At 69.7% G+C, this 2,297-nt stretch carries 3 protein-coding genes and 1 other RNA gene; 2 read left to right on the top strand and 2 right to left on the bottom strand.

What is annotated here, in order from left to right:
- Positions 1 to 87: 87 nt before the first annotated feature.
- The gene (locus tag WBP48_RS00925; protein ID WP_424434706.1) at positions 88 to 681 is read right to left on the bottom strand and encodes a LysR family transcriptional regulator; all 594 of its coding nucleotides are present in this window, start codon (positions 679 to 681) and stop codon (positions 88 to 90) included.
- 70 nt (positions 682 to 751) lie between these two features.
- Here WBP48_RS00925 and WBP48_RS00920 point away from each other — a divergent pair, with 70 nt between their 5' ends.
- The gene (locus WBP48_RS00920; RefSeq protein ID WP_424434703.1) at positions 752 to 1,243 is read left to right on the top strand and encodes a DoxX family protein; all 492 of its coding nucleotides are present in this window, start codon (positions 752 to 754) and stop codon (positions 1,241 to 1,243) included.
- Between the two features lie 98 nt (positions 1,244 to 1,341).
- On the opposite strand, the gene ffs is transcribed toward WBP48_RS00920, so the two are convergent.
- An RNA gene (ffs, locus tag WBP48_RS00915) (signal recognition particle sRNA small type) lies at positions 1,342 to 1,438 on the bottom strand.
- A 108-nt stretch (positions 1,439 to 1,546) separates the two neighbouring features.
- Here ffs and WBP48_RS00910 point away from each other — a divergent pair.
- Positions 1,547 to 2,297 (top strand): AAA family ATPase (locus WBP48_RS00910; protein ID WP_424434700.1); only part of this gene is annotated, 751 nt, incomplete at its 3' end.

Raw genomic sequence — 2,297 nt, 5'->3', positions numbered from 1 at the left:
GGAACCTCCGCCCAACGCCGCGACAGGCGCGACACCGTCACGCCCGAACCAGCGAACCCCGGCGGACCGAAGCACGAGAACCCGAAATCACACACCAACAACCACTACTCGCGGATCCGGGTCAGAGCACCGCAACTGTGCCCGGGACGCGAGCCGGTGACGCGCCGAAAGCGCCGCGACGCGAGACTCGAGGCTCAGTTGCGCGGTATTCAGGCCACGCGCATCGAAGTACGAACCCAGCAGGGCGACGTCGGCGCGACCGTCCCGTACCATGTCCGCCTGCTCCCGATAGCCGCTGACGAGCGTCGTGGTTCGGATCGCACCGGGTGTCGTCGCGTACGCGCGGGTGATCTGCCTCAGCATGCCGGTGGCGATGCCCGGCTTCGCGGTCACCACCAGCATGGGATGCGTCGCGGCGGCGCGCTCCGCTCGGCGGGAGACAGCGGCGACGACGTCGAGCGCGTGACGCGCGTCGTCGAGCATGGCGGCGCCGAACGGGGTGAGGCGCACGGACCGGGTGTCCCGCTCGAACAGCGGTGCTCCCCAGCGGGTCTCAAGACTGCGGATGGCGCGGGACAGTGACGGCTGGGCGATGCCGAGCTGATCGGCGGCCCGCGAGAAGTTGAGCTGCTCGGCAACCGCGACGAAGTGGCGCAGATCGCGTACGTCGGCGACATCCATGCCTCCAGGGTATAAGCAGGGAGCGGATCGATCCTTCCCTCACGTTGCCGGTGATGGTGCAGTGGAGGACATGACCGATCAGAAGACCACCTCCCTCATCTCCCGCCTGGACCTCGGCGAGGGCGCCCGACGATTCGGATCGGATGCCGGGCTTCTCGTCCTCCGCGTCGCCGTGGGCATTGTGTTCATCGCCCACGGCTGGGGCGATGCGACCCAGCCCGGTGACGCCGGCGCGAACGTCGAGAACTACCGTGGCGCGGGAATTCCGCTCCCCGAGGTGACGGCGTACTTCGGCGCGTACATGCAGTTGCTCGGCGGAGTCGCGCTGCTGGTCGGCGTCGTCACCCGGCTCGTCGCGTTGGGCCTGGCCGCCGTCATGGCGGGGGCACTCATCTGGGTGCACCCTGGTGAGCCGATCGTGCTCGCCCAGGATGGGTCGGGCTCGGGATTCGCGTTCATCATGTTCAGCGCGTCGCTCGCCCTCATCGGCACCGGCGCGGGCCGGTGGAGCGTCGATGGAGCTCTCGCGAGCCGGTACCTCGGCGGGCGGGCCACGGGGTGATTGCCGGGGAGCCGTTCGGGAATCCCGCGGGTGCCCGCACCTCGACGACGTCGCTCCGGTCCACCACCGCGCCGCCACGGAACGGGGCGGGCGCCGAAAGAAGAGACTCTCCGCGAACCCGGCAGAGCCCGGTTACCCTTGCTACGTTTCCGTCCTGGGGGAGTTGGCCTGGATGCCGCCTCGCGGAGAGCTGTGTGCGAGTTTACCCGACGTCCAGCCACCGGGTCACCGCCCGGGGTTAGCATCGAGCAAGCACCGACGCTGCGACCGCCGCTGAGACAGGCCGCCCAGACAGGGAGACGCATGCCCGACAGTCCGCTCACCGCCGACGCGTTCGCCCGCTCGACAGACGCGATCACGGACTCCGTCAGTCGGGTCATCGACGGCAAACCCACCGCCGTCCGCGCGGCACTCGTGTGCCTGCTCGCCGAGGGCCACCTGCTCATCGAGGACGTCCCCGGCGTCGGCAAGACGATGCTCGCCAGAGCGCTGGCGGCGTCCGTCGACGCGAGCGTGCGGCGCATCCAGTTCACGCCCGACCTGCTGCCGGGAGACGTCACCGGCGTGAGCGTGTACAACCCCGTAGACCGGGAGTTCGAGTTCAAGCCCGGCGCGATCTTCGCGCAGATCGTCATCGCCGACGAGATCAACCGTTCCTCTCCCAAGACCCAGTCCGCCCTGCTGGAGGCGATGGAGGAACGTCAGGTCACCGTCGACGGTACGAGCCATCTGCTCGCCGACCCGTTCCTCGTCGTCGCGACGCAGAACCCGCTCGAGATGGAGGGCACCTACGCCCTGCCCGAAGCGCAGCGGGACCGCTTCATGATGCGCATCTCCATGGGCTACCCGGATGCCGCCAGCGAAGCCCTCATGCTCCGCCAGCGCGATGCCGTCAACCCTCTGGAGCAGCTCACGCCCGTCGTCGGCGCCGCCCACGTGCGGGATCTCATCGCGTGGGCCCGCAGCGTGCACGTCTCCCCCGCCGTCGAGGAATATGCCGTCGCGCTCGCGCGCGCGACCCGCGAGCAGCCCGACATGCGGCTGGGCGCGAGCC

Source organism: Microbacterium sp. (genome assembly GCF_049661145.1).
GTDB lineage: Bacteria > Actinomycetota > Actinomycetes > Actinomycetales > Microbacteriaceae > Microbacterium.
Note: the sequence above shows the minus strand (reverse complement) of the source record. Positions and strands in the feature narration are given on the sequence as shown.

What these genes read in the sequence shown, in the direction of transcription:
- WBP48_RS00925 (WP_424434706.1), bottom strand. Translation starts at nt 681, where the DNA reads ATGGATGTCGCCGACGTACGCGATCTGCGCCACTTCGTCGCGGTTGCC.
- WBP48_RS00920 (WP_424434703.1), top strand. Translation starts at nt 752, where the DNA reads ATGACCGATCAGAAGACCACCTCCCTCATCTCCCGCCTGGACCTCGGC.